This window comes from Nocardioides aquaticus, assembly GCF_018459925.1.
Taxonomy (GTDB): Bacteria; Actinomycetota; Actinomycetes; order Propionibacteriales; family Nocardioidaceae; genus Nocardioides; species Nocardioides aquaticus.
The window spans coordinates 343,000-366,115 of record NZ_CP075371.1; the positions used below are offsets into that span (position 1 = coordinate 343,000).

At 74.8% G+C, this 23,116-nt stretch carries 19 protein-coding genes, 1 tRNA gene and 1 pseudogene; 15 read left to right on the forward strand and 6 right to left on the reverse strand.

The window, feature by feature from the left end:
- The first annotated feature begins 2 nt into the window (after positions 1-2).
- From ENKNEFLB_RS01690 to ENKNEFLB_RS01730, 9 genes and pseudogenes are all read left to right on the forward strand, one after another.
- Entirely contained in the window at positions 3-2,039 is a 2,037-nt protein-coding gene (locus tag ENKNEFLB_RS01690) for a bifunctional aldolase/short-chain dehydrogenase (RefSeq protein WP_214057621.1), read from the forward strand.
- Positions 2,036-3,601, forward strand: coding sequence for a rhamnulokinase (locus ENKNEFLB_RS01695; RefSeq protein ID WP_214057622.1), 1,566 nt, complete (start codon positions 2,036-2,038; stop codon positions 3,599-3,601). Before ENKNEFLB_RS01690 ends, ENKNEFLB_RS01695 begins: the two co-directional genes overlap by 4 nt.
- Positions 3,602-3,603: 2 nt before the next feature.
- Positions 3,604-3,828, forward strand: coding sequence for a helix-turn-helix domain-containing protein (locus tag ENKNEFLB_RS01700; RefSeq protein WP_214057623.1), 225 nt, complete (start codon positions 3,604-3,606; stop codon positions 3,826-3,828).
- A 66-nt stretch (positions 3,829-3,894) separates the two neighbouring features.
- Positions 3,895-6,978, forward strand: coding sequence for a glycosyl hydrolase (locus ENKNEFLB_RS01705; RefSeq protein WP_214057624.1), 3,084 nt, complete (start codon positions 3,895-3,897; stop codon positions 6,976-6,978).
- 61 nt (positions 6,979-7,039) lie between these two features.
- Positions 7,040-7,768, forward strand: a pseudogene (locus ENKNEFLB_RS01710) ((Fe-S)-binding protein); the annotation flags it as partial.
- A 122-nt stretch (positions 7,769-7,890) separates the two neighbouring features.
- Positions 7,891-9,384, forward strand: coding sequence for a lactate utilization protein B (locus ENKNEFLB_RS01715; RefSeq protein ID WP_214059265.1), 1,494 nt, complete (start codon positions 7,891-7,893; stop codon positions 9,382-9,384).
- An 18-nt stretch (positions 9,385-9,402) separates the two neighbouring features.
- Positions 9,403-10,032, forward strand: coding sequence for a LutC/YkgG family protein (locus ENKNEFLB_RS01720; RefSeq protein ID WP_214059266.1), 630 nt, complete (start codon positions 9,403-9,405; stop codon positions 10,030-10,032).
- Positions 10,033-10,142: 110 nt separating this feature from the next.
- Positions 10,143-10,718 carry a TIGR03086 family metal-binding protein gene (locus ENKNEFLB_RS01725; RefSeq protein WP_214057626.1) on the forward strand — a complete coding sequence of 192 codons (576 nt, stop codon included), beginning with the start codon at positions 10,143-10,145 and terminating at the stop codon, positions 10,716-10,718.
- A 78-nt stretch (positions 10,719-10,796) separates the two neighbouring features.
- Positions 10,797-12,017, forward strand: coding sequence for an MFS transporter (locus ENKNEFLB_RS01730; protein WP_214057627.1), 1,221 nt, complete (start codon positions 10,797-10,799; stop codon positions 12,015-12,017).
- 99 nt (positions 12,018-12,116) lie between these two features.
- Here ENKNEFLB_RS01730 and ENKNEFLB_RS01735 read toward each other — a convergent pair whose 3' ends face one another.
- From ENKNEFLB_RS01735 to ENKNEFLB_RS01755, 5 genes are all read right to left on the reverse strand, one after another.
- Positions 12,117-13,400: a D-arabinono-1,4-lactone oxidase gene (locus ENKNEFLB_RS01735; protein WP_214057628.1), complete on the reverse strand. Its 1,284-nt coding sequence runs from the start codon at positions 13,398-13,400 to the stop codon at positions 12,117-12,119.
- 156 nt (positions 13,401-13,556) lie between these two features.
- On the reverse strand, positions 13,557-14,891 hold the full coding sequence (locus ENKNEFLB_RS01740; RefSeq protein ID WP_214057629.1) for a WD40 repeat domain-containing protein: 1,335 nt from the start codon (positions 14,889-14,891) through the stop codon (positions 13,557-13,559).
- Complete coding sequence (locus tag ENKNEFLB_RS01745) at positions 14,885-15,409, reverse strand: SigE family RNA polymerase sigma factor (RefSeq protein ID WP_214057630.1); 525 nt, start codon at positions 15,407-15,409, stop codon at positions 14,885-14,887. The genes ENKNEFLB_RS01740 and ENKNEFLB_RS01745 overlap by 7 nt, the downstream gene beginning before the upstream one ends.
- Positions 15,410-15,471: 62 nt before the next feature.
- Positions 15,472-17,034, reverse strand: coding sequence for a hypothetical protein (locus ENKNEFLB_RS01750; RefSeq protein WP_214057631.1), 1,563 nt, complete (start codon positions 17,032-17,034; stop codon positions 15,472-15,474).
- On the reverse strand, positions 17,031-17,504 hold the full coding sequence (locus ENKNEFLB_RS01755; RefSeq protein ID WP_214057632.1) for an RDD family protein: 474 nt from the start codon (positions 17,502-17,504) through the stop codon (positions 17,031-17,033). The genes ENKNEFLB_RS01750 and ENKNEFLB_RS01755 overlap by 4 nt, the downstream gene beginning before the upstream one ends.
- Positions 17,505-17,593: 89 nt before the next feature.
- On the opposite strand from ENKNEFLB_RS01755, the gene ENKNEFLB_RS22830 reads away from it, so the two are divergent.
- From ENKNEFLB_RS22830 to ENKNEFLB_RS01765, 3 genes are all read left to right on the forward strand, one after another.
- Positions 17,594-17,725 carry a hypothetical protein gene (locus ENKNEFLB_RS22830; RefSeq protein WP_275955943.1) on the forward strand — a complete coding sequence of 44 codons (132 nt, stop codon included), beginning with the start codon at positions 17,594-17,596 and terminating at the stop codon, positions 17,723-17,725.
- 38 nt (positions 17,726-17,763) lie between these two features.
- Positions 17,764-18,825, forward strand: a complete 1,062-nt coding sequence (locus ENKNEFLB_RS01760) for an aldose epimerase family protein (RefSeq protein ID WP_214057633.1) — start codon at positions 17,764-17,766, stop codon at positions 18,823-18,825.
- Positions 18,826-18,878: 53 nt separating this feature from the next.
- Positions 18,879-18,966 (forward strand) — tRNA-Ser (locus ENKNEFLB_RS01765).
- Positions 18,967-19,235: 269 nt separating this feature from the next.
- Here the strand turns inward: ENKNEFLB_RS01765 and ENKNEFLB_RS01770 are convergent.
- A complete protein-coding gene (locus ENKNEFLB_RS01770) occupies positions 19,236-20,069 on the reverse strand; it encodes an alpha/beta fold hydrolase (protein WP_246535782.1) in 834 nt (277 codons plus the stop codon).
- 116 nt (positions 20,070-20,185) lie between these two features.
- Between ENKNEFLB_RS01770 and ENKNEFLB_RS01775 the strand changes: the two genes are divergently transcribed.
- Genes ENKNEFLB_RS01775 through ENKNEFLB_RS01785 form a run of 3 tightly spaced genes read left to right on the forward strand, consistent with a single transcriptional unit; the run spans position 20,186 to position 23,065 of the window.
- The gene (locus tag ENKNEFLB_RS01775; RefSeq protein WP_214057635.1) at positions 20,186-20,737 is read left to right on the forward strand and encodes a MarR family winged helix-turn-helix transcriptional regulator; all 552 of its coding nucleotides are present in this window, start codon (positions 20,186-20,188) and stop codon (positions 20,735-20,737) included.
- A gap of 23 nt (positions 20,738-20,760) precedes the next feature.
- The gene (locus ENKNEFLB_RS01780) at positions 20,761-21,657 is read left to right on the forward strand and encodes an AAA family ATPase (protein WP_214057636.1); all 897 of its coding nucleotides are present in this window, start codon (positions 20,761-20,763) and stop codon (positions 21,655-21,657) included.
- Positions 21,658-21,661: 4 nt separating this feature from the next.
- Positions 21,662-23,065, forward strand: a complete 1,404-nt coding sequence (locus tag ENKNEFLB_RS01785; protein ID WP_246535783.1) for a vWA domain-containing protein — start codon at positions 21,662-21,664, stop codon at positions 23,063-23,065.
- Positions 23,066-23,116 lie beyond the last annotated feature (51 nt).

A 23,116-nucleotide genomic window follows, 5' to 3' on the forward strand; every position in this document is an offset into this window, starting at 1 on the left:
CCATGACGAACCCGGCAGCAGCCGCCCTGATCGCCCGCTCGAACCGGCTCGGCGCGGACCCCAAGAACACCAACTACGCCGGCGGCAACACCTCCGCCCAGGGCACCGAGACCGACCCGGTCACCGGCGAGGCCGTCGAGCTGCTGTGGGTGAAGGGCTCCGGAGGTGACCTGGGCACGCTGGCCGAGAAGGGGCTGGCCGTGCTCCGGCTGGACCGGATGCGCGCCCTGGTCGACGTCTACCCCGGCGTGGAGCGCGAGGACGAGATGGTCGCCGCGTTCGACTACTGCCTGCACGGCAAGGGCGGCGCCGCCCCCTCGATCGACACCGCGATGCACGGCCTGGTCGACGCCCCGCACGTCGACCACCTGCACCCCGACTCCGGGATCGCGATCGCCACCGCCGCCGACGGCCAGGAGCTGACCTCGACCGTCTTCGGCGACAAGGTCGTCTGGGTGCCGTGGCGCCGGCCGGGCTTCCAGCTCGGCCTCGACATCGCCGAGATCAAGGGGAAGAACCCCCAGGCCGTCGGCTGCGTCCTCGGCGGCCACGGGATCACCGCCTGGGGCGACACCAGCGAGGAGGCCGAGCAGCACTCGCTGTGGATCATCGACACCGCGGCCGCCTACATCGCCGAGCACAGCCGTCCCGAGCCGTTCGGTCCGGCCCTCGACGGGTACGGCGCCCTGCCGGAGGTCGAGCGACGTGCCCGTGCCGCGGCCCTCGCACCCACGATCCGCGGCCTCGCCTCCGCCGACCGGCCGATGGTCGGGCACTTCACCGACACCGCCGAGGTCCTGGACTTCCTCGCCGCCGCCGAGCACCCACGCCTGGCCGCGCTCGGCACCTCCTGCCCCGACCACTTCCTGCGCACCAAGGTCAAGCCGCTGGTCCTCGACCTGCCGCCCACCGCCACCGTCGAGGAGTGCACCGCGCGGCTCGAGGAGCTCGCCGTCGCCTACCGCGAGGACTACCAGGGCTACTACGACCGCAACGCCACCCCGGACAGCCCCGCGATCCGCGGCAAGGACCCGCTGGTCGTGCTGGTGCCCGGCGTCGGGATGTTCAGCTTCGGCAAGGACAAGCAGACCGCCCGCGTCGCCGGGGAGTTCTACGTCAACGCCATCAACGTGATGCGCGGCGCCGAGGGACTCTCGACCTACGCCCCGATCGACGAGGCGGAGAAGTTCCGCATCGAGTACTGGGCGCTGGAGGAGGCCAAGCTCCAGCGGATGCCCGCGCCGAAGCCGCTGGCCACCCGGGTCGCGCTGGTCACCGGGGCCGCCTCCGGCATCGGTCGCGCGACCGCCGAGAAGCTGGCCGCCGAGGGCGCCTGCGTCGTGATCGCCGACCTGTCCCTGGAGAAGGCGCAGGAGGCCGCCGCCGCGATCGGGTCGACCGACGTGGCCGTCGGGGTCCAGGTCGACGTCAGCGACGCCGCGGCCGTGCAGGCCGCCGTCGACGCCGCGGTCCTCGCCTTCGGCGGGGTGGACCTGGTCGTCAACAACGCCGGTCTGTCGCTCTCGCGCTCCCTGCTCGAGACCACCGAGGCCGACTGGGACCGTCAGCACGACGTGATGGCCAAGGGCTCCTTCCTGGTCACCCAGGCCGCGGCCCGGGCGATGATCGCCCAGCAGATGGGCGGCGACGTCGTCTACATCTCCTCGAAGAACTCGGTCTTCGCCGGACCGAACAACGTGGCGTACGGCGCGGCCAAGGCCGACCAGGCCCACCAGGTGCGGCTGCTGGCCGCCGAGCTCGGCGCGCACGGCATCAAGGTGAACGGGGTCAACCCCGACGGCGTCGTCCAGGGCTCGGGCATCTTCGCCGGGGGCTGGGGTGCCAACCGGGCCGAGGTCTACGGCGTGGAGGAGAAGGACCTCGGGGCGTTCTACGCCCAGCGCACGATCCTCAAGCGCGAGGTGCTGCCCTCCCACATCGCCAACGCCGTCTTCGTGCTGTGCGGTCCGGAGATGACCCACACGACCGGGCTGCACGTGCCGGTCGACGCGGGCGTCGCGGCCGCCTTCCTGCGATGAGCGGCCGGCCCGGACCCGGGCCGGGGGCGGGCAGGGAGGTCCGGGTCGCCGCGGTCGACCTCGGCGCGACCTCGGGCCGGGTGATGGTCGGCACGGTCGCGCTCGCTGCAGGACCCGGTGGCGTCGACCGGCTCGAGCTCGAGGAGGTGCACCGGTTCCCGAACGCCGCGGTGCGCGCCGGGGACGGCCTCTTCTGGGACGTCCTCGCGCTGCACCGCGAGGTCGTCCGGGGCCTGCTCCTGGCCGCCCGCGGCGGGCGGCTCGACGCGGTCGGCATCGACTCCTGGGCCGTCGACCACGGCCTGCTCGACCGGGACGGGCTGCTGCTCGGCAACCCGTTCAGCCACCGCGACAAGCGGACCGACGGGGTGGCGGCGCAGGTCGCGACCGTGGTCGGGCCGGCCGAGCAGTACGCCGTGAACGGCCTCGCTGCACTGCCGTTCAACACCGTCTACCAGCTGGTCGCCGCGCGCGGCACGGCCGCACTCGAGTCCGCCGAGACGCTCCTGCTCCTGCCGGACCTGCTCGGCTACTGGCTCACGGGCGCGGTCGGCGCGGAGCGCACCAACGCCTCCACCACCGGCCTGCTCGACATCGCGGCGGGGGAGTGGGCGACCGCGCTCGCGAGCCGCCTCGACCTGCCGTGGAGCATCCTGCCGCCGCTGCGCGAGCCCGGTGACGTCCTGGGTGCGCTGCTGCCGGAGGTGGCCGCCGAGGTGGGTGTCCCCGAGGGAGGGCTGCCGGTCGTGGCCGTGGCCTCCCACGACACCGCCTCGGCGGTCGTGGCCGTCCCGGCGGCCGGGGACGATCCGGGCGGTGACGTGGCCTACCTCTCCTCTGGCACCTGGTCCCTGCTCGGGCTCGAGTTGGACGCACCGGTGCTGACCGAGGACGCGCGGACGGCCGGGTTCACCAACGAGGGCGGCCTCGACGGCACGGTGCGCTTCCTGCGCAACGTGATGGGCCTGTGGGTGCTCTCGGAGTCGCTGCGCACGTGGGAGGCCGCGGGCGTGCCCGGGACCGACCTGCCCACGCTGCTGGCCGGCGCCGCGGACCCGGCCCGGGCGACTCCGCTGCACACCGTCGTCGACATCGACGACCCGCGGCTGCTGCCGCCCGGCGACATGCCGTCGCGGATCGCCGCGATCGCCGCGGAGGCCGGCGAGCCCGTGCCGGGGACGCCGGTCGAGGTGGTGCGGGCCGTGCTGGACAGCCTCGCCCTGGCCTACCGCCGCACGCTGCACGAGGCCGTCCGCCTCGCCGGCCGCGACCCGGCCGTGCTCCACGTCGTCGGCGGGGGCACCCGCAACACGCTGCTGTGCCAGCTGACCGCCGACGCCTGCGGGCTCCCGGTGGTGGCCGGCCCGGCCGAGGCGGCGGCCCTGGGCAACGTGCTGGTCCAGGCCCGAGCCCTGGGCCTGGACCTGCCGGACCGGGCGGCGATGCGCGGCCTGGTCGCGCGGACCCACGAGCTGCTGCGCTACGAGCCGGCGGCCGGGCTGGACTGGGCGGCGGCCGCCGAGCGCCTGGCCGGCGCCGGGCGGCCCGTCGAGGTCGGTTGAGCGTGCCCTCTCCCGGGGTCCCCCGGCACGACCGGGAGCCGGTCGCGCCGGAGGACCTCGCGCTGCTGTCGCTGGTGGCACGCGGCCTCACCACGGCCGCGGTGGCGCGCCGGCTGGACGTCTCGGAGCGCACGGTGCGCCGACGCCTCCAGGGCACCCTGCGCACGCTGGAGGTCGGCACGCCGATCGAGGCGGTCGTGGTGGCCGTGAGGCGCGGGCTGATCTGACGTCCGGACGTGGCCACATCCGGCCAGGCCCCTGACAGTCGGTGTGACGCCCGTTACCTTCGTCCTGTGAATCGATTCAATCGGGCTCTGAAGACCACGTCCCCCTCCTCCCACGCCCCTCTTCCGGCCGTCCCCCCGGCTGCTCCCACGGCCGCCGTCCGGCGCCGCGCCCTGCTCGGCGCCGCCGCGGCCGGAACCGGCGCCACCGCCGTGGCGCGCCCGGCGGCCGCGGCCCGGGGCAAGGGCCCGGCGACCCCGGGTGTCGCGCTCGGCCTGCCGCGGGCGCTGGCGCGCGACTTCGCCCGTCCCGGGCTGGCCACCGCGGCCGGCTTCCGCTGGTGGTGGCCGCACGGCAAGGTCGACCCGGCCGAGATCGCCCGCGAGGTCGACCAGGTGGCCGACGCCGGCTTCGGCATCCTCGAGGTCGCCGACGTCACCCACAGCCTGCGCGCCCGGGACATCGAGATCGACCTCGGCACCCACGGCTGGGGCACCCCGTCCTGGGTGGCCGGGGTCAAGGCCGCCCTGCGCCAGGCCGACCGACGCGGGGTGCGGGTCGACATCACCGTCGGGCCCTCCTGGCCGGCCGCGGTCTCCACGATCACCCCCGACGACGAGGCCGCCTGTACCGAGCTGGTCCACGGCCGGGCCGACGTGCTCGCCGGCGCGACCTTCGAGGGCGCCCTGCCCGAGCCCGTGGTGGAGCCCTCGACCTACGCCACGACCCGGACGCTCCTCGCCGTCCAGGCACTCCGCACGCTCGGCCCGGCCGACCGGAACGGGCAGCCGCTCGACGCGACCTCGCTGGTCGACCTGACCGACGAGGTCGTCGACGACACGGTGACCTGGACCGCGCCGGCCGAGCCGGCCGACGCCACCTGGGTGCTGCTGGCCTACTGGGTCCGCGGCTCCGGCCAGGAGCCCGAGGCGGGGCCTCACACCGACCCCCGCTCCTTCGTCGTCGACCACTTCAGCGCCGCGGGCTCGCAGGCCGTCGTCGACCTGTGGGAGGACCGCATCCTCGACCCCGCCATGCGGCGCCTGCTGGGCAGGGCCGGCGGCTACCTCTTCGAGGACTCCCTCGAGATCGAGACCGACGCGACGATCTGGACGCCGCGGCTGCTCGAGGAGTTCGAGCGGCGCGCGGGCTACGACCTGCGGGCCTACCTGCCGGCGGTGCTCGAGGTGGACGAGAAGTACGTCTTCGTGCTCGACACCCCCACGACCACCCGGGTCCGCGACGACTACAACCAGGTCCTCTCCGACCTCTACCGCGACCACCACCTGCTCGTGCTGCGCGCCTTCGCGCGCACCCTCGGCATGGGTCTGCGCGTGCAGCCGTACGGCCTCGAGACCGACACCGTCGAGCACGCCGCACTGCTCGACCAGCCCGAGACCGAGTCGCTGGGGTTCAAGAACCTCGACGACTACCGGGTGATGGCCGGAGGTCGCGACCTCGGCCGTCGCACGGTCCTGTCCTGCGAGGCCGCGTGCTACTTCGGCGCGGCCTACAGCACCACCTGGGAGCGGGCGCTCAAGACGCTGAACAGCATCATGGCCGCCGGGGTGAACCAGGCCGTCCTGCACGGCTTCGCCTACGCCGACGCCCCCGGCGTGACCTGGCCGGGGTTCGCCGCGTTCTCGCCCTACTACGACGGCGCCGTCGGCTACGGCGAGGCCTGGGGCCCGCGCACGCCCCAGTGGCGGCACATGCCCGACGTCGCCGGCTACCTCGCCCGCACCCAGCTGGTCCTGCAGACCGGGCGGCCGACCTACGACGTCGTGTTCCTGCGCCAGAAGGGGTGGGCCTCCACCGGGATCGGGCCGTTCTGGACCACGCGGGAGGGGGTCCCGATCGGCTGGTCGCACTCCTTCGTCACCACCGCGCTGCTCGACCTGCCCGGGGTCGAGGTGGAGGACGGGGTGCTCGCCCCGGGCGGCCCGGCGTACAAGGCGATGGTCGTCGGCCCGGACCAGTTCCGCGGCCAGGAGCTCACCATCGAGGTCGCGGCCGCCCGTCGGCTGCGCGACTTCGCCGCCGCCGGCCTGCCGGTGGTGCTGCTCGGCGACTGGACGCAGGCGCAGCCGGTCGGGCTGGCCCAGGACGGCGAGACCGAGGAGGTCCGCTCCCTGATGGTCGAGGTCATCGCCGCCTCGACCACGCGGGTCGTGACGGACCAGTACGACATCCCCGGCGCGCTCGCCGACCTCGGCGTGGCCCGGGACGTGGAGCACGAGTTCTCCGACCTGATGCACGTGCGTCGTCGGGTCGGGAAGGGGACGAAGGCGGTCGACCTGTACTACCTGGCCAACGCCAAGCATGCCGAGAACCGGCCGCTGAACCCGCTCGCCCAGGACGTCTGGCTCACCGCCGCGAACCCCGCCGCGGTGCCGGTGCTGCTCGACGCGTGGACCGGGGCGACGACGCCGGTCGCGGTGTGGCAGCGCGAGGGCGACCGGGTGCGGGTCCGGGTCGACCTGACCGGCGGGCAGTCCACCGTCGTCGCGCTGGTGCCTCCGGCGGGACGCAGGCCGGTCGCGGCGGTCGGCACGGACGCCGACGAGCTGTTCGTCCGGGGACGCGACCTCGTCGCCCGGACGACGACGGCGGGCCGGGTCTCGGCGACCCGCGCCGGGGGAAGGGTGCTCTCGTCCCGGGTCAAGCGGGTGCGGGAGCCGGTCGAGCTGACCGGCTGGGACCTCGAGGTCGAGGACTGGCAGCCGGGCGCGACCGCCACGCAGACCACGCGCACCAGGCGCCGGCTGCGGGTCGAGACCCTCGGCCCCTGGAGCACGCTGCCCGGCCTCGAGGACGTCTCCGGTGTCGGCCGCTACACCACCACTGTCGGCCTCGGTCGCGACTGGACCCCGGAGGACGGCGCCGTGCTCGACCTCGGCGCCGTCGAGGACACCTTCCGGGTGACGGTCAACGGCAAGGACGTCGGGCCGTGCGACTGGCTGGACCCGCGGGTCGACGTCGGGCCGTACCTGCGCAAGGGGCGCAACACGATCGAGGTCGAGGTGACCACCACGCTGCTCAACCGCTTGCGCACGGTCACCCCGGACGTCTACGGGGTGGCCCCGCGCCAGGCGTACGGGCTGCTGGGCCCGGTGCGGCTGGTGCCGTACGTCGACCGTCGCCTGCGGTGACCTGCTCCGGCCGGACGACGGCCGGCGCGGGCCCCTTCCGCCGAATGAGAGTGTGGTCACCATGAAGGTCGCCCTGATGGTCACGTGCGTGAACGACGCGATGTTCCCCGACACCGGCAAGGCGGTCGTCCGGCTCCTGCGGCGGCTCGGGGTCGAGGTGGAGTTCCCGGCCGCCCAGACCTGCTGCGCGCAGCCGATGGTCAACACCGGCTACCTCGACGAGGCCGTGCCCGTGGTGCGCACCTACGTCGACGCCTTCGCCGGGTACGACGCGGTCGTCACCCCGTCCGGGTCCTGCGCCGGCTCGGCGCGCCACCAGCACGGGCTGGTCGCCCGACGCTCGGGCGACCCGGCGCTGGAGAGGGCCGTGGCGGACGCGCCGCCGACCTACGAGCTCACCGAGTTCCTGGTCGACGTGCTCGGCGTGACCGACGTGGGGGCGTACTTCCCGCACCGCGTGACCTACCACCCGACCTGCCACTCGCTGCGGATGCTGGGGGTCGGCGACCGGCCGCGCCGGCTGCTCGAGAAGGTGCGCGGGATCCGGCTGGCCGAGCTCCCCGGGGCGGCCGAGTGCTGCGGCTTCGGAGGCACCTTCGCGGTCAAGAACGCCGAGACCTCGGTCGCGATGGGCTCCGACAAGGCCCGCCACGTGCGCGAGACCGGCGCCGAGGTGCTGGTCGCTGGCGACAACTCCTGCCTGATGCACATCGGCGGGCTGCTCTCGCGCCAGCAGGCCGGGGTGCGGGTGATGCACCTCGCCGAGGTCCTCGCCGCGACCGAGGACGACGCCGATCAGGTCCCCACCGAGCAGCCGGCCGACCTGGCCGCGCAGCAGTCGGCAGGGCGTACGGACGCCATCCAGCACGGACTCGAGCAGGGAGCCACCTCGTGAGCGCCACCTTCGTCGGCATGCCGCCGTTCCCGACCGCGGCCCGCCAGGCCCTGGCCGACACCCAGCTGCGCCACAACCTGGCCCACGCCACCGGCACGATCCGCGCCAAGCGCGCCAAGGTGGTCGGCGAGGTCGAGCACTGGGAGGACCTCCGCCTGGCCGGGGCCGCGGTGAAGGCCCGCGCGCTGGCCGACCTCGAGACCAACCTGGTCCGTCTCGAGGAGTCGCTGACCGCACAGGGCGCGACCGTGCACTGGGCGCGCGACGCCGCCGAGGCGTGCGAGGTCGTCGCCCGGGTGGCCCGCAGCCACGACGTCGACGAGGTCGTCAAGGTCAAGTCGATGGCCACCCAGGAGATCGAGCTCAACGAGGCGCTGCAGGCGCAGGGCATCGCCGCCTGGGAGACCGACCTCGCCGAGCTGATCGTCCAGCTCGGCGACGACCTGCCCAGCCACATCCTGGTGCCGGCGATCCACCGCAACCGCGCCGAGATCCGCGAGATCTTCCGCTCCAAGATGGCCGGCTCCGGCCGGCCCGCCCCCGACGACCTCACCGACGAGCCCGCCGTGCTCGCCGGGGCGGCCCGCCAGCACCTGCGTGAGAAGTTCCTGCGCGCCAAGGTGGCGGTGTCCGGGGCCAACTTCGCCGTCGCCGAGACCGGCACCCTGGTGGTCGTCGAGTCCGAGGGCAACGGGCGGATGTGCCTGACGCTGCCGGAGGTGCTGGTCAGCGTGGTCGGCATCGAGAAGGTGGTGCCGACCTTCGCCGAGCTCGACCCGCTGCTGCGGCTGCTGCCGCGCTCCTCGACCGGCGAGCGGATGAACCCGTACACCTCGATGTGGACCGGGGTCACGCCCGGCGACGGCCCGCAGGAGGTGCACGTCGTGCTCGTCGACAACGGGCGCACCCGCGCGCTCGCCGACGAGGTCGGCCGCCAGGCGCTGCGCTGCATCCGCTGCTCGGCCTGCCTCAACGTGTGCCCGGTCTACGAGCGCACCGGCGGGCACGCGTACGGCTCGGTCTACCCCGGTCCGATCGGGGCCATCCTGAACCCGCTGATGCGTGGTCAGGGCGACCCCCAGGTCGACTCGCTGCCGTACGCCTCGTCGCTCTGCGGCGCGTGCTTCGAGGTCTGCCCGGTGCGCATCGACATCCCCGAGGTGCTGGTGCACCTGCGCTCGAAGGTCGTCGACGCCCACCGCGACGACCGGGTGCCGAAGGCGGAGGCCGTGGCCATGAAGAGCACCGCCTGGGCGTTCACCGACGCGAAGCGGCTGGCGGCGGGCGAGCGGCTGTCCGGCCTGGCCGGGCGGGTCCTGACCCGGGTCGGCAAGGCCCGGCTGCCCGGTGGGCGGGCGACCGCAGGCCGGTTGCCGGGCCCCGGTGCCGCGTGGACCGGGGCGCGCGACATGCCGGCCCCGCCGCGCGAGTCGTTCCGGGCGTGGTGGCGCCGTACCGACGGAGGCCGGTCCGAGGGCTCCGGGCAGTCCGAGCAGAAGGGCGGCGAGTGACCGGTGGTCGAGGAACGAGTGCAGCGAGTGTCTCGAGACCAGGCGCGGGAGGAGATCCTCGGCCGCGTCCGTGCGGCCCTGGCCGACGTCTCGCCCGAGGACCGGGCAACGCCGGCGCCGACGCCGCCCCCGGGCGTACGCCTCGAGGGTGACGCGCTGCTGGACCGGTTCGTCGAGCGGGTGGAGGACTACAAGGCGACCGTGCGTCGCTGCGCCCCCGACGACCTCGCGGCCACCGTCGCCGAGGCGCTCGCGTCCCTGGGCGAGGGTGCGCGTGCGGTGGTGCCGGCCGGCCTCGAGGTGGACGTGCCGGGCGCCGTCAGCGACGACGCGCTGACCTCCTACGAGCTCGACGACGTCGAGGCCGTGGTCACCGCGGCCCGGGTCGGGATCGCCGAGACCGGGACGATCGTGCTCGACCACGGACCGGACCAGGGCCGTCGGGCGATCAGCCTCGTGCCCGACCTGCACGTCTGCATCGTGCGCACCGACCAGGTCGTCGCCGACGTCCCCGACGCCGTCGCGGGGCTGGACCCGACCCGGGCGATGACCTGGATCAGCGGCCCGTCGGCCACCAGCGACATCGAGCTCGACCGGGTCGAGGGCGTGCACGGGCCGCGGACGCTGCACGTGGTGCTGGTGGGCTGACGGTCCTCGCGGCGCCGTCTGGGCAGCACCACCCGCCCGTCCCCGCCCGCAACCGGCTCTTGCGTCCCCGGGTGCGGTGAGTCCGCGCGGCGGCCTCGGTCAGCACCGCCATGAGCACCTTCGAGATGACCGGCGCGGCGAGCGCGATGGCGACCGTGGTGAGGGGCGTGCGTGACGACCAGCTGGGCGGGCCGACGCCCTGCCCGGCGTACCGCGTCGGGGACCTCGCCGAGCACGTCGGCGGCCTGACGGTCGCGTTCGTCCACGCCGCCCGCAAGACCGATCTGCCGGGGGAGGCCGGTCCGGGCGACGCCGCCCGCCTCGAGGACGGCTGGCGCGACCGCGTCGTGGCCGACCTGGACGAGCTCGTCGGCGCGTGGCAGGACGCCGACGCCTGGACGGGGACCACGATGGCCGGTCCGGTCGAGATGCCGGCCCCCGCCGCTGCCCTGGTCGTCCTCGACGAGCTCGTGGTCCACGCCTGGGACCTCGCCGTCGCGACCGGGCAGCCCTACGCACCCGACCCGCTCGACGTCGCCGCCTGCCAGTCCTTCGTCGACCAGTTCGACCCGCCCGAGGCCGACGGCGGGTTGTTCGGCCCGCCGGTGCCGGTCGCGCCGGACGCGAGCCCGCTCGACCGGCTCCTCGGCCGGACGGGTCGCGACCCCGCCTGGCGCCCGGCCTGAGACACCCCCGAGCGACAGAGACCCATCTCACGCCTCCGGGCGTGGGGCCGGTGGCGGGCGCGGTGCGAAGGTGGGCCGGTGGCGACCACGACCGACACCCGGACCGGGCACCTGCCCGGGACGCCCGCGTACCGGCGCCTGAACGTCGCGATGGTGCTGGTCGGGCTGGCCGCCTTCGGCATCCTCTACGCCACCCAGCCGATCCTCCCGCAGCTCGGGGACGAGTACGGCGTGGACGCCCCGCGCGCGAGCCTCACCGTCTCCGCGGCGACCGGGGCGCTGGCCCTGCTGGTCATCCCGGCCACGGCCATCGGGCTGCGGATCGGCCGCGTCCGGACCATCCGGTGGGGACTGCTGGCGGCCGTCGCGCTGACCATGGTCGCGGCCGCGGCGCCCACGTTCGGCCTCCTCGTCGCCGCCCGCGGCCTGGCCGGGGCCGCGCTGGCCGGCGTCGTCGCGGTCGCGATGGGACACGTCGCCGCCGAGGTGCACCCCAGCGGGCTGGCCGGCGCGATGGGTCTCTACGTCGCCGGCAACTCCCTGGGCGGGGTCTCGGGCCGGCTGGTGACCTCGGCCGCCGCCGACCTCGGCGGCTGGCGGGTCGCGCTGGCGGTGCTCGGCGTCGTCGCCGCGGTCGTGACCGCCCTGGTCTGGCGCTTCACCGAGGACACCGGGCCCGCGCCCGACGCGGCGCCGGCCCTGACCGCGGACGGCGGGACCGCCGCACGCCCGGGGGTCCTCGCCCTGCTCCGCGAGCCCTCGGTCGTGGCGGTGCTGCTCCTGCCGTTCGTGCTGATGGGCGGCTTCGTGGCCACCTACAACTACCTGTCGTTCCGGCTGGCCGCCGCGCCGTTCGACCTGCCGGCCGCGGTGGTCGGGCTGGTGTTCCTGGCCTACCTCGCCGGCACGGTCTCCTCGGCGGTCGCCGGGCGTGCGGCGCAGCGGTACGGTCGCGCCCGCGTGCTCGCGCTCGGCGTCGTGGTGATGGGCCTCGGCCTTGCCCTGACGCTGCCGGACCGGCTGCCGCTCGTGGTGGCCGGGCTGGTCGTGCTGACCGCCGGGTTCTTCGCCGCCCACGCCGTCGCCAGCGGGTGGGCGCCGGTGCTCGGCGCCGCCGCTCCCGCGCGCGCCTCGGCGCTCTACGTCGCGATGTACTACGCCGGCTCCAGCCTCTTCGGCGCCCTGGTCGGGCTGGCCTGGCACGCCGGCGGGTGGGACGCCACCGCCGCCTCGGTCGGGGTGCTGGTGACGCTGGCGCTGCTGCTGGTCGGCGTGGCCGCCCGCACCCGCCGCGGCTGAGCGGGCACCTGCTCGCGGACCGCGGGACGTCATGCGTCCCGCGCCCGTGCCGAGCGTGCGGACGTATGACGTCCCGGGCCCGCCCGGCCCAGATCGGCGTCAGTCGAGCAGCCGGGCGGTCCAGTCGTTGGTGAACACGTGCTCGGGGTCCCACCGCTCGCGCAGCTCGCGGAACGCGTCTGCCTGCGGGTACGACGCCAGCACGGCGGGGGAGTGGGAGTAGAGCTTGCCCCAGTGCGGGCGGGGGTCGTACGCCGCCAGCGCCCGCTCGACCACCCGGGCGGCGGCCTCGACGCCGGCCTGGTCGCGGACCCAGGTGAAGTGCAACGAGACCGTGTCGCGGCCCTGCATCGGGCTGAGCCACAGGTCGTCGGCGGCCACCGCGCGGATCTCGCTGATCATCAGCAGCGGCGCGATCTCGTCGTGGACGGCGCGGAGCGCCGCGACGGCGGCGGGACCGTGCTCGGCGGGCACGTGCCACTCGCTCTGGATCTCCTCGCCGCTGCTCGGGGTGAACCCCATCCGGAAGTGCGGCAGCCGCTCCGCCCACGAGCCGGGCGCCCCGAGCTGCGCCGTGCAGGCGACCGGGTCCTCGCCCGGCACGGGGTGCTGCGGCGTGGTGGCGGCGCGGGCGCCCAGGAAGTCCGAGGTCGTGCCGGCCAGGGGGTCCGCACCGACGCGACGCTTGACCCAGGCGGTTACCCCGGCGGGGCCCCAGTCGGTGAAGAGGCTGACGGAGTACGCCGCCCCGAGCGCCTCGCGCAGCCGCGGCTCGGCGACGTCCCAGCCGAGCCCGGGGTGCACGGTCTGCGCCACCTCGTAGGCCGGCTCCACGTCGAGGGCGACCCGGTGGACGACCCCGAGCGCGCCGAGGTGGACCACGGCACCGGCGAAGTCGGGCTCGCCGCGGGTGACGGTACGCAGCGCGCCGTCGGCGGTGACGAACGTGAGCGCGCGGACGGCCGTGGCCAGGTTGCCCAGCCCCGCGCCCGAGCCGTGCGTACCGGTCGCGACCGCGCCGGCGACCGAGATGTGCGGCAGGGAGGCCAGGTTGGCCAGGGCCAGCCCGTGCGCCTCGAGCGAGGCGGCGAGCGCGCCGAAGGTGGCGCCGCCGGAGCAGGTCACCGTCCTCGTGTCCGCGTCGACCTCGACGTCGTCGGGGAGCCCGGCGAGGCTGAGCGCCACCTCGCCGTCGGTGATCGCGGTGAAGGAGTGCCGCGACCCGATCACCCGCAGCCGCGGCTCGGCCGCGACCTGCTCCTGGAGCTCGCCCAGGGTGCGGGGACGCAGGTGCCGGGCGAAGCCGTAGCGCAGGTTGCCGGCCCAGTTGTGGGTCGGGGGCGTGGTCTCGGCCGCGGTCGTGGTTCCGCTCGTGGTGGTCACTCCCCGATTGTGGTCCAGGGGGTGCAGAGGTCCCCGGTCGACCGGGGACTTCCGAACATGTCGGCCTTGGCAAAGGCCGACATGTTCGAAGCTCGCCCGACACGTCCCGCCCGGCCGCGTCCGACGCCCGCCGACGCGCGTGCGGCCGTGCCCGCCTCAGTCCAGCAGCTCGCCGAGGTGCTGCGTCATGCCCCGGTTGCCGTTCTCCGGGGTGTTCCACAGGAACTGCCCGTCCTGGGTCGGCCCGCTGGTGCTCCACGACGAGACGCCGTCGGAGATCCGCAGCAGCTCGTCGGTCGCGAGGTCGTAGAGGTAGGTCCCGGCGGCGCCCCGCTCGTACGACGTGACCGTCACGACGCCCTCGCCGTCCACCGAGGTGACCGACCCCTCGACTTCGCTGCCCTGCAGCGTGACCACCTGGTCGCCGCCGGTGTCGAGCACCTGGACGCGGTCGTCGCGGCCGTCGTCGTAGGTGCCGCAGTACTGGCCCATCACGATCCGGTCGGCGACCGCGCCGAAGGTCAGCAGGTTGCAACGCTCCCCGGAACGGGGGTCGAAGGCCGATTCCTCCCCGGTCGCCAGGTCGCGCACGTGCACCTGACCGGCGGCACCGTTCGTGGAGTCGGTCCACACCATCGCGTCGTCGGTGAAGGCGATCGACCCCACGGTCAGGTCCTCGTCCCGGACGTCCGCGGGGTCGGTGAGCGAGACCGACCACAGCCGGTAGGTGTCGCCCTCGGCGTCGGAGTCGTCGGCGTCCCCGCCCGGTGACGTCGGCCAGCCGCCCTCCGGGGGCTGGCCCTGGGTGGCCGGCACCGGCACGTAGAGCCGGCCGTCGGGACCGACCTGCGCGCCGAACCAGTCGTCGACCCTCGGCAGGTCCGGCCAGGTCGTCGAGCTCCACGCGCGGGTCGCGCGGTCGAAGGTGTGCGCGACCAGCGTCATCGACTCCGTCCCGCCCCGACCGGACAGCAGCACGAGCCGGTCCGTGCCCAGCTCGGCCGCGCGGGTCTGGTCCTGGCCGACGTCGAGGTCCGGCAGCCAGTCCTTCTCACCCGTGGCCGGGTCGAGCAGCGCCATGCGCGGGTAGAGCCGGTCCATCCGGGGCCCGTCGCGGAACAGGACGAGGCCGTCGTCGGTCACGCCGTCGAAGTACTGGCCGTTGTCCTGGTTCAGGTTCTCGTTGGTGTGGGACGTCAGCACGCGGTAGTCCTCGCCCTCGGTCGCCGCGGCGGCGTCGGCCAGCCGCAGCGTGGGCGCGTCCGGGGCGGGCACGCCCGCGGCCGCCACCTCCGACGTCGGGGGCGCCGCGCCCAGCAGCGAGGTCGCCGTCACGACGGCGGCGGTGGCCAGCGCCGTCCCGGCGACGACGCCGAGCCGGCGACGCCGGACGCGGCGGCGGCCGCCGACCAGGAGGGTGTCGGTGTCCAGGCGGTCGTCGGGCGCTGACGCCGCGCTCTCGCGCAGCAGGTCGGCCAGGTCGTTCACCACGATGTCGCTCCTTCGGTCGTGAGCCCGCCGGTCGGCGCGGCGTCGAGCATGGTCCGGAGCGAGGCCAGCGCGCGGGACGTCTGGCTCTTCACCGTCCCCTCGGTGCATCCCAGGAGCGCGGCGGTGTCGGCGACGCTGAGGTCCTCGACGTACCGCAGCACCACGCACGCCCGCTGCCGCGGCGGCAGGTCGGCCAGGGCCGCCATCACCGCCGCCCGCTCGGTCACGGACCCCGCGAGGTCGTGGCCCGAGGGCACGTCGCGGTCGTGCTCGGTGAGCACCTCGGTGCTCGAGCGCCGCCGGGCGCTGTCGAGGAACGCGCTCGTCACGGCCTTGCGGGCGTAGGCGTACTCGCCCCCGGCCCTCGTCAGCCGCGGCCAGGCGACGTAGACCCGGATCAGGCCCTCCTGGACGTGGTCCGAGGCACGGTCCCAGTCACCGCACATCAGGTACGCCGTGCGGCGCAGCCGTCCGCGCACCGCCTCGGCGAACTCGACGAACGCCGCCTCGTCACGCATGTGTCGCTCGCTCCATGCATGAGGAACGAGGTGGGCGGCCCATCCGGTTGCCTCGTTCCGGGTCAGGGTGCCGGGGCCAGGCCCCAGAGGCGCACCGGACGGCCTGTCGAGACGACCTCGACCTCGAGGGCGCCCCGCACCTGCTGGGCCAACGGCACCGTGACGACGTCGCGTGCCCGTGCCGCCAGCCCGCCCAGGTCGACCCGCGTTCGCGGACCGTCGACGCCGCCCACACGCAGCACGCCCTGGCCCGGACCGGTCCGCGCGACGAGCGAGACGGTGGTCGTCGCCGGCACCCGGGCGCGGGCCGTGGCCCCCCGTGCCGACGCCTCGGCGTACGAGCGGGGGCCGTACTCGCCGTTGCCCACCAGGTCCCAGCCGCGGTCGGCGAGGGCGCGTGGTCCGCGCGGCACGACGAACGCCCAGCGCAGCACGGCCGAGGTGCCCAGGACGTCGCTCACCGCGACCTGCAGCACGTGCTCGCCCGGGTCGGCGCCTCGCAGCCTCACGGTGGCGCCGTCGACGTCGCAGCGACCCAGGACGAGGCCGTCGTCCACCACGCACGAGCGGTGGACGCCGGGGAGCGAGAGCTCGTGGCCGAACCGCGACACGCGGTCGAGCAGGAGCCCGCCGGCCCGCCGTGGATCGGCTCCCGCGGTGACGGTCAGCGGTTGCGGAGTGACCACGGGCGTACGCACGAGGTCACGGCTCCGGGCGACGCCGTCGTCGGAGGCGATCGTGAAGCTCCGTGCCGAGCCGTTCGGCAGCCGGACCACGCGCCTCTCCCGGCCGGGGTCGAGGGTGGTCTCGTTGCCGGACGGGTACTGGGTGATCACGTCGTGCCAGCGGCCGGGCACCGCGGCCGGGTTCGACCTCCACGTCAGCAGGACGGCGCCGTCGGCCGCCGTCGCACGGACGTCCGTGGGTGGGTCCGGCGCCGGGGCCACGGTCGCGCCCTCGAGGGTGATCCGGTAGCTGCCGTCAGCGAGCGGCACGGCGTCCTCCGCCGCCGCGGTAAACGACCCGAGGCCGTCGGCGTACCGCACGTCGAACCCGGTGAGCCCCTCACCCAGTCCGCGGGGGAGCAGTCCGACGAACCGGCCGTCCTCGTCGGTCCGGCCGTCGAGGAGGTAGGTGATCCGCTCGACCAGCTGCCCGTCGCCGAGCCGGTGTCCGAGGAGTGCGGACCGACGCCGGTCGAGGTCGCCGCCGAGCTCGGCGTGCGGCAGCGCGTCGCCCTGCTCGTTGACGACCTGCAGCGCGACCTCGAGGACCGGAGGCAGGGTCAGCGTGCCGAGGTCCACGTCGTGCGACGTGTCGACGGTCGAGCCGACAAGCACGAACCTCCCCCGTCGCCAGTCCGTGCCGACGTCGATGCTGGGCCGGGACGAGCCGCTCGACGTCGGGAAGGAGAACGTGCCGTCGGCGTCGACCAGCGAGGACGAGGAGCGCAGGTCCAGGCCGACCCTGACCCCGGTCGCGGGGCTTCCCGCGGCGTCGAACAGCCTTCCCGACACCACCGGCTCGGCGGACGCCGGCATCGCGCCGCTCGGCACGGCAGCGGCGAGCACGCCCAGGAGGCCGAGGAGCGCCGCCACGACCCGGTGCCCGACGAGGCCCCTCATCGGGCTCGGACCACCCGCGTGGACGCCGCCATGTCACCGATCCGTTGGTTCTTCGCGCTGGCCAGCACCGCCACGAACGCGACGAGGTAGAACCCGAAGCCGTCGACCACGCGCAGCAGCGTCCGTACGAGCACCTGCCCGGCGGTGCGCTGCGGACCCTTCTCGGAGACCACACGGATGCCGACCAGCTTCTTGCCCAGGGTCTGTCCCCAGGCGAGCTCGCAGGCGAAGAAGTAGACCGCCGCCACCAGGACGGTCAGCAGGAACGGCAGCCCGCTCAGCGACAGGCTCACCGCGCCGTCCCGGGCCCGGCTCTGTCCGAACAGCAGGGCGGAGACCACGAAGAGCGGCACCATCACCAGCAGGGTGTCCAGGCCGAGCGCACCGACGCGCAGCCCGGCCGAGGCGTCCGCGCGCGGCCCCGTCGGGTCGTGGGGCGGTGCCGGGGGCGGCTGCTGGCTGGAGCTCATGGCACCTTCTACCGCACGGCCGGGGGCCGTGCCGAGGTGATCGCGCCACGACCCGCGGTGGGCTGGACCGCCCTGGCACCGTGGAGCGCGTGACCCGCCTGACCGACGAGAGGGCCGACCTGGTGTGGGGTGACGGCGGTGTCCTGTCCTGGCTGGCGCGCACCGACGGCACGGCCCCGCCGGGACCCGAGGACGTCGGCTTCACCTGGCGGTGCGGCTGAGGGGGCGGGCGGCTGACCAGGGCTGTTAGCGTCCTCGGGTGCTCGACACCTTCGGCTCCCTCCCGGACGGCCGCCCCGTCCACCGCATCGTCCTGGGCGGTGGCAGCGGCGTCGGTGACGGGGCCGAGCTGCACCTGCTGACCCTCGGCTCGACCGTCCACCGCCTCGTCGTCACCGGCGGTGACGGGGTGCGCCGCGACGTCGTCCTGGGCTACCCCGACGTCGCGTCCTACGTCGCCGGCGGCGACTACGTCGGCGCCGTCGTCGGGCGGTACGCCAACCGGATCGCGCGGGGACGGTTCGTGCTCGACGGCGAGGTGCACGTGGTCGGCGCGCACGACCGGGGCAACAGCCTGCACGGCGGGCCCGACGGCTTCGACCAGCGGCTGTGGGACCTCGTCGAGGTCGGGCCGGACGAGCACCGACCGACGTACGCCGTGCTCCGTCTCGACAGCCCCGACGGTGACCAGGGCTTCCCCGGCACGCTGCAGGTCGAGGCCCGCTGGGAGGTCGACGGTGACACCGTCCGGCTGACCTTCACCGCCACCACCGACCGGGCGACGGTGGTCAACCTCAGCACGCACGCCTACGTCAACCTCGACGGCGGCGGCAGCGTCGACGACCACGAGCTCCGGGTCCCCGCCACGGCCTTCCTCCCGGTCGACACGACCGGGGTGCCGCTCGGCGAGCACGCCCCGGTGGACGGCACGCCCTTCGACCTGCGCGAGCCGCGCCGGGTCGGCGACGTCGCCCGCGACCCGCACCCGCAGGTCGCCGCCGGGCAGGGTCTCGACCACGACCTGGTCGTCGACGGCGAGGGGGAACGGGTCGTCGCCGAGGTCGTCTCGGCGCGTACGCGGACCCGGCTGCGGGTCCTCGCCGACCGGCCCGGACTGCAGGTCTACACCGGCAACTTCCTCGACGGCAGCGTCGTGGGCCGCGACGGGGCGCTGCTGCGCCAGGGCGACGGGCTCGCCCTCGAGCCGCAGCTGCACCCCGACACCCCGAACCACGAGGGCGAGCCGGGTTGGCCGTCCGCGGTGCTGCGGCCGGGGGAGACGTACCGGACCTCGATCGCGTGGGAGCTCTCCGCCCTCTGAGGGCGCCGGGGCTGATTTCGGGCCTCCCGGCCGGCTCCGGTATGTTCTGCGGCGGTGGCGTGTCCGAGAGGCCGAAGGTGCATCACTCGAAATGATGTGTGGGGAAACCCACCGTGGGTTCAAATCCCACCGCCACCGCCAGCAGATGACGAACGCCCCGTGGACCACGTCCACGGGGCGTTCGTCGTCGGTGGTCGCGGGAGCTCCCCGCGGGGCGGACCGGCGGCGGCGGACCGGCGGCCGCGGCGCCGACCCACCCGCCGCTGTAACGCTGTGTTACTTGACCTGGTGCAGCGTCACGGTGCCGCCCGAGATGAAGTAACACAGCGTTACAGCGCGCCGTGGGCCCGGAGCGCGGCCGGCCCGGAGCGCGGCCGGGCCGACCCGGCCCGGCCGCCGGCGCCGGTGGGTCAGCGGGCGAGGAAGGACAGCACGGTGCTGTTGAACTCCTCGGCGTGGCTGACGGTGAGGCCGTGCGGCCCGCCGGCGACGACGTGCAGCTCGCTGCCCGCGATCGCGTCGGCGGTGCGCCGGCCCGAGGCCTCGAGCGGCACGGTGCCGTCACCGTCGCCGTGGATGACCAGGGTCGGCACGGTGACCTTCGCCAGGTCCTCGCGGAAGTCGGTGCGGGCGAACGCGGCGATGCAGTCGACCAGCGCCTTGTCCTCGGCCTGGGACGCCATCGCGAGGGCGTCCTGACGGTCCTGCTCGGAGACCTTGATCTCCCCGTCGACGGAGAAGAAGCTCGTGGTGAAGCCGTCGAGGAAGCCCGCCCGGTCGTCCGAGGCGGCCTGCTGCATGCCGTCCACGTCGGCGTCGCCGAGGGCGCCGTCGGCGTTGTCGTCGGTCTTGAGCAGGTACGGCGGCACGGCGGCGGCGAAGACGACGCTGCGCAGCCGCTCCTGGCCGTGACGGCTGATGTAGCGGGCGATCTCGCCGCCACCCATCGAGAAGCCGACGAGGGTGACGTCGGTCAGGTCCAGCTCGTCCAGCAGCGCGGCGAGGTCGTCGGCGAAGTGGTCGTAGTCGTAGCCCTTGCCCGGCTTCTCGGACTGGCCGAACCCACGACGGTCGTAGGTGATGACGCGGTAGCCGGCCGCGGCGAACGCCGGCACCTGCTTGGCCCAGGAGTCGCCGCTGAGCGGCCAGCCGTGGATCAGGACGACGGGTCGGCCCTGACCGGTCTCGTCGTAGTGCAGCTCGGTCTTGGACAGCAGCCCGGACTTCGAGGTGATGGTCGGCACGAGGGTTCCTCCTTGATGGGTGGCGGCCCGGCGGCCGGAAGCGCCACCGGACAGGTACTTCGTGCACAACATGGTCGCACGCGAGATATTCCGGTTCCTTCAGTAGGCTGAGGCCCATGGAGACCACCACGGGCGGGCTGGACCCCGCAGGGGCGGACCCGGGCGTCGACGACAGGCTGTGCGTGGCCCTGCACGCAGCGGCCCGAGCCATGGACGCGGTGTACCGCCCCCTGCTCGAGGACGTCGGGCTGACCTACCCCCAGTACCTCGTCATGTCCGTGCTGTGGCAGGACGGCCCGCAGCAGGTCGGCGCCCTGGCGCGCCGCCTCTCGCTGGAGTCGAGCACCATGTCGCCGCTGCTGAAGCGGCTCGAGATGCGTGGCCTGGTCGTCCGTCAGCGGGTGCCGGGTGACGACAGGAAGGTGCTGGTGGGCGCGACGGTCGAGGGCGTACGGCTGCGGGACGCGACCAGCGGTGTGATCCCGCAGGTCTGTGCGGCGACCGGTCTGACGCGCGACGGCCAGGACGACCTGGTGGCCCGCCTGCAGACCCTGGTGGTGTCGTTGACGGGTTCGCGCGACGCCCGCCCGACGAGGGCGGAGCGGCGCGCGGGGGAGACCGGTCCGGAGGACCTCGGGGGCCCCGCGGTGCCCCTGGAGCAGTCCTAGACGCCGTGGGCGAGGATGGCGCCATGCCGGACCTCACGCCGACCCAGGCCCCCACGACGACCTGGTTCTCCTCGCCCGACGACGCGGTGGCCCGGCTGGGGGAGGTCGGCTACCTGGCCGACACCGCCACCGGGACGGTCGGCTTCCTGGCCGGCGCGCTGGAGAAGCCGCTGCTGGTCGAGGGTCCGGCGGGGGTCGGCAAGACCGAGCTGGCCAAGGCCGTGGCCCGGGCCGCGGGGGCCGACCTGGTGCGCCTGCAGTGCTACGAGGGCCTGGACGAGGCCCGGGCGCTGTACGAGTGGAACTACAAGAAGCAGCTCCTGCGCATCCAGTCCAGCAAGGACGACCAGGCGTGGTCGGACACCCACGACGACATCTTCACCGAGGAGTTCCTGCTGACGCGGCCGCTGCTGACCGCGATCCGGCGCGACGACCCGACGGTGCTGCTGATCGACGAGGTCGACAAGACCGACGTCGAGGTGGAGGGGCTGCTGCTCGAGGTGCTGTCGGACTTCGCGGTCACGATCCCCGAGCTCGGCACGGTCTCCGCGACCCGCCGGCCCTTCGTGGTGCTCACCTCCAACGCCAGCCGCGAGCTGTCCGAGGCGGTCAAGCGCCGCTGCCTCTACCTGCACCTGGACTACCCCGACGCCGAGCGGGAGCGGGAGATCGTGCTGAGCCAGGTGCCCGAGCTGGAGGAGAAGGTGGCCGGCCAGCTCGTCGCCGCCGTGGGACGGCTGCGCGAGCTGGAGCTGAAGAAGGCACCCTCCATCGCCGAGTCCGTCGACTGGGCGCGCACCCTGGTGGCCCTCGAGATCGGCGACCTCGACGACGCCGCGATCGACCGCACCCTCGGAGCCGTCCTCAAGCACGCCTCCGACACCGACCGGGCCGTGCGCGAGCTGCGGCTGCGGGCCTGAGGCCGTGACCTCCGGGTCGGGGCTGCTCGCGCGCCACCTCTCCTTCCTGGAGGCGCTGCGCGGGGCCGGTCTGCCGGTCTCGCTGGCCGAGGACCTCGACGCCGTCGCCGCGCTCGGCGCGGTCGGCTGGCACGACCGGGAGACCGTACGGGCGACGTACGCCGCGACCCTGGTGAAGCGGCTGGGCCACCGACCGACCTTCGACACGCTCTTCGACCTGTGGTTCCCCCGGATGATCGGCGGCGGGGTCGCCGAGCAGGAGCGTGCCGCCGCCGACGCGGAGGCGGCGGGCGCCGAGCCGACCTCCCGCGACGGCGCCGCCGCGCTCGCCGACCTGCGCGAGCGGCTGGCCGCCGCGCTCACCTCGGGGGACGAGCAGGCCCTGGCCGCGCTGGCGGCCGAGGCGCTGGGCCGCTTCGGTGCGATGCCGGGCCGCGGGCCCGGGCTGTCGTCGTGGTCGGCCTACACGGCGCTGCAGCGGGTCTCCCCGGCCGACCTCGTCGGCCGGATCGCCGAGGGTCTGGTCGGGGGCGGCCTCGACGGCGAGGCCGCCGAGCGTCGCGCCGGGCGCCGGGTCGGCGACTTCACCCGCCGCGTGGAGGACGACGCCCGCCGACGGATCGCCGAGGAGAAGGGGGCCGAGCACGTGGCGGACGTCGCCGTACGCCCCTCGCTCGACCGGCTCGACCTGACCACCGCCCGGCGTGCCGACCTCGACGAGCTGCGCCGCGAGATCTACCCGCTGGCGCGCCGGCTGGCCTCGCGGCTCACCCAGGAGCAGCACGCCCGACGGCGCGGGCCGCTCGACGTGCGGCGGACGGTGCGCGCCTCGATGTCGACCGGCGGCGTGCCGCTGGTGACCCACCACAAGCCGCGCCGCCCGCACCGCACCGAGCTGGTGGTGCTCTGCGACGTCAGCGGGTCGGTCGCGTCGTTCGCCCGCTTCACGCTGATGCTGGTCTTCGCGCTGCGCGAGCAGTTCACCGCGGTCCGGGCGTTCACGTTCGTCGACACCGTGCACGAGGTCACCCACCACTTCACCCCCGGCGGGGACCTGGTCGACACGATGACCGCGCTCGCCGCCGACACCGACAAGGCCGCCACCTGGGGGCGTACGCACTACGGCCGGGCGCTGAGCCGCTTCGCCTCCGAGCACGCCGACGCCGTGACCTCCCGCAGCTCGCTGCTCGTCCTCGGCGACGCCCGCTCCAACCACGGCGACCTCGCGCTGGACGTGGTCCGCGACCTCGCCGGGACTGCCCGGCACGCGCACTGGCTCAACCCCGAGCGCCGCCGGCACTGGGACACCGGCGACAGCGCCGCGTCGGCGTACGGCGCGATCGTGCCCATGGTCGAGTGCCGCAACCTGGCCCAGCTCACGGAGTTCGTGCACGACCTCGCCCGCTGACGGGCGACGGTAGGCTGCGGGTCCGCGCCCTCCAGCCCCCGCCGAGGTGAG

Coding starts and splice junctions, on each gene's coding strand:
- ENKNEFLB_RS01755 (WP_214057632.1), bottom strand. CDS start 17,504: ATGAGCTCCAGCCAGCAGCCGCCCCCGGCACCGCCCCACGACCCGACG.
- ENKNEFLB_RS01750 (WP_214057631.1), bottom strand. CDS start 17,034: ATGAGGGGCCTCGTCGGGCACCGGGTCGTGGCGGCGCTCCTCGGCCTC.
- ENKNEFLB_RS01695 (WP_214057622.1), top strand. CDS start 2,036: ATGAGCGGCCGGCCCGGACCCGGGCCGGGGGCGGGCAGGGAGGTCCGG.
- ENKNEFLB_RS01775 (WP_214057635.1), top strand. CDS start 20,186: ATGGAGACCACCACGGGCGGGCTGGACCCCGCAGGGGCGGACCCGGGC.
- ENKNEFLB_RS01745 (WP_214057630.1), bottom strand. CDS start 15,409: ATGCGTGACGAGGCGGCGTTCGTCGAGTTCGCCGAGGCGGTGCGCGGA.
- ENKNEFLB_RS01780 (WP_214057636.1), top strand. CDS start 20,761: ATGCCGGACCTCACGCCGACCCAGGCCCCCACGACGACCTGGTTCTCC.
- ENKNEFLB_RS01725 (WP_214057626.1), top strand. CDS start 10,143: ATGAGCACCTTCGAGATGACCGGCGCGGCGAGCGCGATGGCGACCGTG.
- ENKNEFLB_RS01715 (WP_214059265.1), top strand. CDS start 7,891: ATGCCGCCGTTCCCGACCGCGGCCCGCCAGGCCCTGGCCGACACCCAG.
- ENKNEFLB_RS01690 (WP_214057621.1), top strand. CDS start 3: ATGACGAACCCGGCAGCAGCCGCCCTGATCGCCCGCTCGAACCGGCTC.